At 63.9% G+C, this 6,728-nt stretch carries 7 protein-coding genes and 1 pseudogene; 5 read left to right on the plus strand and 3 right to left on the minus strand.

Annotated elements, in window-relative coordinates:
* On the minus strand, positions 1–545 hold a 545-nt coding region (gene mpaM / locus AC5RW2_RS39470), incomplete at its 3' end, for a daptide-type RiPP biosynthesis methyltransferase (RefSeq protein WP_494075208.1).
* A gap of 3 nt (positions 546–548) precedes the next feature.
* Positions 549–1,568 (minus strand): daptide biosynthesis RiPP recognition protein, encoded by a 1,020-nt coding sequence (gene mpaB / locus AC5RW2_RS39475; RefSeq protein ID WP_494032487.1) that lies wholly within the window; start codon positions 1,566–1,568, stop codon positions 549–551.
* Positions 1,569–1,746: 178 nt separating this feature from the next.
* On the opposite strand from mpaB, the gene AC5RW2_RS39480 reads away from it, so the two are divergent.
* From AC5RW2_RS39480 to AC5RW2_RS39490, 3 genes and pseudogenes are all read left to right on the plus strand, one after another.
* Positions 1,747–1,953, plus strand: coding sequence for a hypothetical protein (locus AC5RW2_RS39480; RefSeq protein WP_494032488.1), 207 nt, complete (start codon positions 1,747–1,749; stop codon positions 1,951–1,953).
* Positions 1,950–2,510, plus strand: a complete 561-nt coding sequence (locus tag AC5RW2_RS39485; RefSeq protein ID WP_494032489.1) for a hypothetical protein — start codon at positions 1,950–1,952, stop codon at positions 2,508–2,510. Before AC5RW2_RS39480 ends, AC5RW2_RS39485 begins: the two co-directional genes overlap by 4 nt.
* Positions 2,511–3,447: 937 nt before the next feature.
* A pseudogene (locus AC5RW2_RS39490) lies at positions 3,448–3,552 on the plus strand (IS3 family transposase); the annotation flags it as partial.
* Positions 3,553–3,687: 135 nt separating this feature from the next.
* Here AC5RW2_RS39490 and AC5RW2_RS39495 read toward each other — a convergent pair.
* Positions 3,688–4,356: a TetR/AcrR family transcriptional regulator gene (locus tag AC5RW2_RS39495; protein WP_494032490.1), complete on the minus strand. Its 669-nt coding sequence runs from the start codon at positions 4,354–4,356 to the stop codon at positions 3,688–3,690.
* A 96-nt stretch (positions 4,357–4,452) separates the two neighbouring features.
* Between AC5RW2_RS39495 and AC5RW2_RS39500 the strand changes: the two genes are divergently transcribed.
* Together AC5RW2_RS39500 and AC5RW2_RS39505 are read left to right on the plus strand one after the other, a co-directional pair.
* Entirely contained in the window at positions 4,453–5,484 is a 1,032-nt protein-coding gene (locus AC5RW2_RS39500; protein WP_494032491.1) for an NAD(P)-dependent alcohol dehydrogenase, read from the plus strand.
* Between the two features lie 59 nt (positions 5,485–5,543).
* On the plus strand, positions 5,544–6,263 hold the full coding sequence (locus AC5RW2_RS39505; RefSeq protein ID WP_494032492.1) for a DUF4386 domain-containing protein: 720 nt from the start codon (positions 5,544–5,546) through the stop codon (positions 6,261–6,263).
* The last annotated feature ends 465 nt before the right edge of the window (positions 6,264–6,728 follow it).

Here is a 6,728-nt window from a genome sequence, read left to right on the forward strand (position 1 = left end):
GAATCGATCGGGGTACCCGCACGGGCGAGCTCCGGGTCACCGTCCGTCACGGTGGTCGAGAGGTAAAGCCGGCCCGAAGCGGTCAGAGCAGAGCGGATATTCCTGAAGAACCGGTTCCGCTGGGCTTCATTCAGGAGTGAAATTGAAACGCAGCCAAGAATTGCCGTATTGAACAGGCCCGGGCATCTTATGGTCGAAATATCACCATGAATGAGTGTCAGCCGCTCAGCCAGATGCGGGTATTCGCTCTCCAGCCGGCGTGTCAGGTGAGCCAGCATTGATTCCGAAATGTCCACGGCCGTCACCTCCTTGCCCATCGCAAGGAGCGGAAACGTGAAGCGCCCGGTACCGCAGGCCAATTCCAGGACAGGCCCCGAGGATTTGCGTGCAATGCTGATAATTTCCCGCAATTCATGTGCATCCTGGAGCGCGACTGCCTCGTACAGTCCCGCGCCCAGAGGATCATAAATGTCATGGAACTCCGCAGGGCCGTCCAGCTGCTCGATAATGGAGGCGGCGGTTCCGGAAACTGATGCCGTCAGCATGGATTACCTCGTCACCGTCGATTCAATGTCGAAATGCACACCCTGGGCTGAAAACTGCTCCCGAATGCGGTTGATAGCCTGTTCCGCCGCACTCACGCCGCAGCCCAGCAAGTCGCCGGCCGCTTCGCCGGTGACCCTCGGAATGGCCAGCATGATGTCCACAACGCGTGCCGCGTCCGTGCCCAGCCGGTAGGTTCGGGAGCTCCGCGGATCATGGAGGTGAGCGCCCATGGCGCTGTACAGAAGAACCGGCCGGTCGGGGGCAAGCTGTCCCTCATCGGACCGCATGGAGCTCAGGCCCGGGACCAGATGCCCTCCAAACCCTGCCACCCGCATGGCCGCCATCCCCCTGGCGGAGGCGAAGCGAAGCGCCTCCACTACGTGCAGATAACGCGGCAGCCATGGCCTGGCCGAGGCTTCGTGTGCCTCATGAGTGCTGAACCTGCTTGCCCACGCTTCCGGACCGTCGGCCAGATACCCGAGCGGCAGTCCGAACGGGGAGGTGCTGACGTGCCGGTCAGCGGAAACATAGATGGAGTGCAGTGCTTTGTCGCCTTGCGGGCCAACAGTGGCTGCGGGATCCCCCAGCACGGCCTGGGGATGGATGAGATGATCGCGGAAACCGCCCGTTTGAAACGAATGGTCTGCGTCTCGAAAAAAGGCGGTCCGGTCGGCATCACCGGTAATCCAAAGTACGGTTGGACCGGCTACCGGAACAAACTCGGCCAGTGCGTAGGTTTGCTGCTGAAGATAAAAATCCGGGCCAAACCGGACATCGCTGTCCGGCTCTTTGAAGTCGCCCTGAAAGGTGAACAAGGAAACTTCACTCCCCAATTCTTCCGGCACTATCTGGCCTTCAGGGTAAAAAGCAACCGATACTCCCTGCATGAAACCGCTGTTTCTCAGCGGCTCGAGGAGGTCAGCCGACTCCAGCACGGCAATTTTTGTCTGATGGTCATCGACGGGCCGGTTCTGCGCCCATAACATCAGGCTGGTGGCCATTCTTTGGTTCGATTCGCTCACGAGAGATAAATCTAACGACTTTAATTACTCGCCGGGGGGGTATTTGGAAAACATAAGGTGAACCGTTTCCGACCTTTCGGCGGGAGCCCTCGTGCGGATCACCACAGCCTCGCCGGCTTGCGGAGGCGGCGTCAAGGAAGACTTGACATCGCCACAGGTGTCAAGATTTGATTGACACATGAATCCAAACGCTGCACGTATCGGAATTATGTCCTTGACCGGCGTCATCCTGGCCCTGTCGGGCATGCTGCTGTCCTACGTCTCCACCCAGTCCGCAAACGGTCCGCAGTGGCTGCCGCTGGTTGCCGGAGCTTTGCTGATGCTCGCCGGCGCCGCTGCAGTCAGCATGGCAATCCATCTGCAGCGAGGCGGGCAGAAGCAGTGACAGCTCCCGGCGGGGACCTCGCGGCGCAGATTGCCGATGCCTTCGCAACCGCGACCGCCGGGACATCGGACCGCCTGACCGAGGACCCGGACGCCTATCTGGAGCTGATTGCAGCGGCGGCCCAGGCGCACGAACAAACACGCACGCTGCTGCAGTCGACCGTGGTGTCCGCCCGGAACGCGGGACACAGCTGGGATCAGATCGGCCGCCGCCTGGGGATCAGCAGGCAGGCCGCCCAGCAGCGGTTCGGCCGCGGCGAAGCGCAGGGCACCGGGGACGAGGCCGCAACCAAGCGGCTGTGGCCCGTGACCGTTTTCACCGAAATGGACGCGCTCAACCGGGAGGGCCGGCACGGCTGGCACTCCATCGGCTTCGGCGTGCAGTCACACACCCTGGAACTGTCCGCAGAACAGTGGGAGCACAGGCGCGTGATAGCGACCACGGGAAACCTGCGCAGCGCCGAAGCGGACGGCTGGCAGCGGATCGGCGAGACGTCCTTCCCCTGGGCGTACTTTGCACGGCCGACGGGCAAACCCGCACTGCCGCAGAACGGATAGTACGACGTCGGCAGCCAGACCGGGTGCAACACGCGGGCGTCACTTGCGGGCAGCCGCGGCGGCGTGCCTGCCCACTCCGCGAAGCCGTACACCTACGGGCGAATCGCGGTTTCGTCCGCCCTCCGTATCCGTCGACGAACCGGGTTGGGGGACCCGCCGAAGAACCAGGCAGGAACCGTTTGGGGGAACTGCTCCAGCCGTCGGCCAGGCCTCCGCGATCAAGCAGCCGATCCGGCGGCCTCGCCGTTCAAGCCGCCCGCCAGGCCTTCGCGGCACCGCAGGCTCGCGGGCCGAACCGGCCGCATGTGCGGACGCTACGTGATGTCGGAGCTAATTGCACCGGCCGGTGAAACAGCCGGGCCACGATGTAACCGCACCGTTACATACGATGTATCAATTCACCTCCAATTGCGGTAAGCGGTGCATGCCATACTTCTTGAAGCGCCCTTCGCCTCTCCCTGCCCCCCCAAGAGTGAGAGTCGAAGGGCCTTTATTTGTCCCGGCCGCCGCCGATGCGCCATGACTGCAGCCCGCCTCCCCCCTCAGCCCCTCAGGTCGCCGAAGACCTGGCCGACGCTGCGCAGGCACTCACCGACCCTCTGGTCCTGGCTGGCAGAAGTGCGTTATCCGCAGTCAGCCGATAACGGCGCATACGTAAGCCCGGGTGGGGAGCGATTTCTGCCGGTTCTCCGGCTCCTGTATCTCTGGGTCCCTCGCGTGCGGATTCGTGACCCTGCCTGATGTTCTGGCTGGTTCTTCGCCTGGGGTCGGGATCAGTCGGATCCCCGGCGTTCCGGCTGGCTGGGCGCGGCTGGCGGATCATGGGCTGGTCCATCAACGGGAATCTCACCGGCCTGACCGACGAGATTGCCACCCTTCGAGGCATCTCACCATGTCCGGTTCCTCAGCACCGGGGTACCGGCAGCGCAACCAAAAGGAATACATCCACTGGCACAACACCGAAAGAATCTCGACAAAGCCTGAAGGACTGAGCCCGGTGCAATACCGTGCTCAGTCCCGCGCAGCCCAGGCACTTGCTTAGCCAGTCCAACTTTCGGGGCCCAATTCACCCTTGCTCTCTCCGGCCAGCGCCGTGCCACGGCCTAAGGGGTCCGGTAAGAACCCCATGCCTGATGCCCGGTCCCGGGTGGTGACAGCTGCCATCGCACGCTCGGGCTTAGCCGCGTGTACCCTCCAGTGCGTCGAGGATCAGGTCCAGTCCGTAGGCGAATTCGTTGCCGTAGTCGTAGCCGGGCTGCAGGGCAACCTCGGTCGCGATTTCGACCATGTGCGGGTACTCGCCGGTAGCGAAGTGCTCCATGATCGGTCGGGCAGCCTCGGCGACGGATTCCTGGCCTGCCAGCGGCAGACCGGCTTCCTGCAGCGCGAACCCGTAGATGTAGCTGTCAAGCAGCGAATAGGCGTGGGCTGTCTGCTGCACCGAAAATCCGCCGGCGCGCAGGGTCGCCAGCGTGGCTTCGTGGTGCTTGAGCGTTGCCGGCCCTGGCGCCTTTCTGGATTCGAGCAGTCCGACCGCCCAGGGATGCCGGCGCAGCACTTCCCGCGCGGAGTGGGCCCGGCGGCGCATCTCCGCTTTCCAGTCGGCCCCGGGCCGTGGCGGTTCGATCTCGGTGAAGACGAGATCCACGAGGCCGTCCAGGATCTCTTCCTTGTTGGCCACGTAGTAGTAGAGCGTCATCGGCTTGGTGCCCATGTCCTGGGCGAGCGAGCGGATCGACAACGCGCTGATGCCGTGCCGGTCGGCGAGGGCGAGGGCCGCCTGCAGTACCTTGTCCCGGCTCAGCCGGCTGCGCTCCTGCACGTTCGCATCATGTTCCCTGGGCATTCGTACTCCTGCCTCTAGCGTGTTAGTACATCGTACGATACTCTCCTCGTACAGCGTACTAAAAACGGCCTGACCGTCTTGAGAGGACAAGTAGCGATGACACAGGAAAGACGATCCCTGGAGCAGCATGACTCCGACGTGGCACCCCGGGAGGGCACAATGCGCGCCATCGGCCAGGACATATACGGTTCAGCCGACGTCCTGCGCCCGGGCCGCGCTGCCATACCCGCGATCAAAGCCTGGGAGGTGCTCGTCCAAGTGCGGGCAGCCGGGGTGGACCGCGGTGTCTGGCACATGATGACCGGCACGCCCTACCTGGGCCGTCTGGCCTTCGGCATCCGGAAACCCAGGAACCAGGTGCTTGGACTGGACCTGGCCGGAACCGTTGTCGCAGTTGGTTCCGCAGTGACGCGGTTCTGCGTGGGCGATGAGGTGTACGGAAGCGGCAGCGGGTCGTTCGCTGAATACGCTGCGGCCCCGGAGGACAAGCTCGCCGCCAAGCCTGCCGCCCTGTCCTTCGAGCAGGCCGCGGCCGTGCCGGTGTCCGCGGTCACCGCGCTGCAGGGTCTGCGCGACGCCGGGCGGATCCGGCAGGGGCAAAGCGTGCTGGTCACCGGCGCGTCAGGGGGCGTCGGCAGCTTCGCGGTCCAGCTGGCCAAGGCCTTCGGGGCCGAGGTCACCGGCGTCTGCAGCTCCGGGAAGCTGGACTTCGTCCGGTCCCTCGGCGCCGAGCACGTCATCGACTACACCCGTGAAGACTTCGCCGAAGGCACCCGCCGCTGGGACCTTATCCTGGACATTGCCGGCAATCCCTCCATCGCCCGTCTGCGCCGCGCCCTCACAAAGGAGGGGACCGCAGTCATCACCGGCGGGGAAGGTGCAGGCAAGATCACCGGAGGCATCGGCCGGCAGCTGGGGGCCCTGGCCTTGTCGCTGTTCGTCCGTCAGCGGCTGACCATGTTCCTCGGCCTGGTCCGCTCATCCGACCTCGACCAGCTCACCGAACTCATCGAAGCGGGCAAAGTGACGCCGGCACTCGACCGGACCTTCCCTCTCGCCGATGCGGCAGATGCCATCCGCTATCTGGAGGCCGGGAAGGCACGCGGAAAAGTCGCGCTCACAGTCTGAGTCCACTTCCTTAGCGGAACCTGGCCCTGCCGCACACGCCCCTCCGAAAGAAGAAAACCATGCCGCAATCGGTGCCCAACGCAACCCCTCCAACTCTCAGCCCAGCCACCAAACCGCTGCGCTTACCCTGCCTGACTGCTGGTTTCGCGCTCCTGCTAATGGCCATACTCGCCGGCGTCGGCAACTTCGCACTTCTGGCGCCGCTCCTCTCACTGGCTGACCCTGCGCAGGCCGCTGCTGCCATTGCCGGCGCCGAAGGGCAGTTCCGCCTCGGCGTTGCCTGCCTGGCCGCCGTGGTCGTGCTTGACGTCATCGCCGCCGGAGCGTTGTTCGAAGTGTTCGCCTCCGTAAACCGAAGCGTGTCGATGGTAGCCGCCTGGTTCAGGGTCGCATATTCGGCCGTCTTCCTGGCCATGATCTGCGGACTCCTGGAAGTGCCCGCACTCGGTGACCAGGGAAATCAGGTCCTGATCGCGGTCAATGCGTTCACCAGCGGCTGGAAGGTCAGCCTCATCCTCTTCGCATTCCACCTGCTGCTGATCGGGTACCTGGCCTACCGGTCCGGCTTCATGGCGAAAATCTTCGGCGTGCTGCTTGCAGTGGCGGGTCTCGGATACCTCGTTGACGGATTCGTCTCGATACTAGCCCCGGAGGACTCCCTCGGCTTCTCCGGATTCGCTTTCGTGGGTGAAGTAACCCTCATCTTCTGGCTCCTCATCAGGGGGCGCAAAGCTCGCGCGTATCAGGAGAAGGAAAGCCCGATGATTCCGGCGAGCTGAGCCGGACGGGATTCGATTCACTCGTACCCGGCAGGTGGGGCGGCCAGCTCCTGGCGCACCCTCGACGGGCGGCCGGCCGCTGGCCACACCCCGTACGACGGCCCCACCCACACTGCCCCGTTGCCTCCTGAAACGCAGGCACGGAAATGTACCGGGGGTAAACCCCTGCGTCACCTGCCGGTAACCACTGACTGCCAGAACAGATCCGCCACGGCCTTCAGCCCATGGCACCATTCTTCCCCCGGAACGGAACCGGCAGCTCCGCACCGGCCGATAATCGCATCAGATGCAATCCGGTCAGCACGTTTGCCCCGCCAAAGAAGAGCCGATTCGGGCAGCTCACCACACCGAAGCCGTCCTGCGGCGTATTCCCTTCAGGAACTGTCCGTGATCCGAGCCGCTCCGGAGCAGTTCAGAAAAACATGGGGAAACTACTTTCCATATGGCAAGTAGTTGGCGTAGTGT

Source organism: Arthrobacter sp. B0316-1-20 (assembly GCF_059091865.1).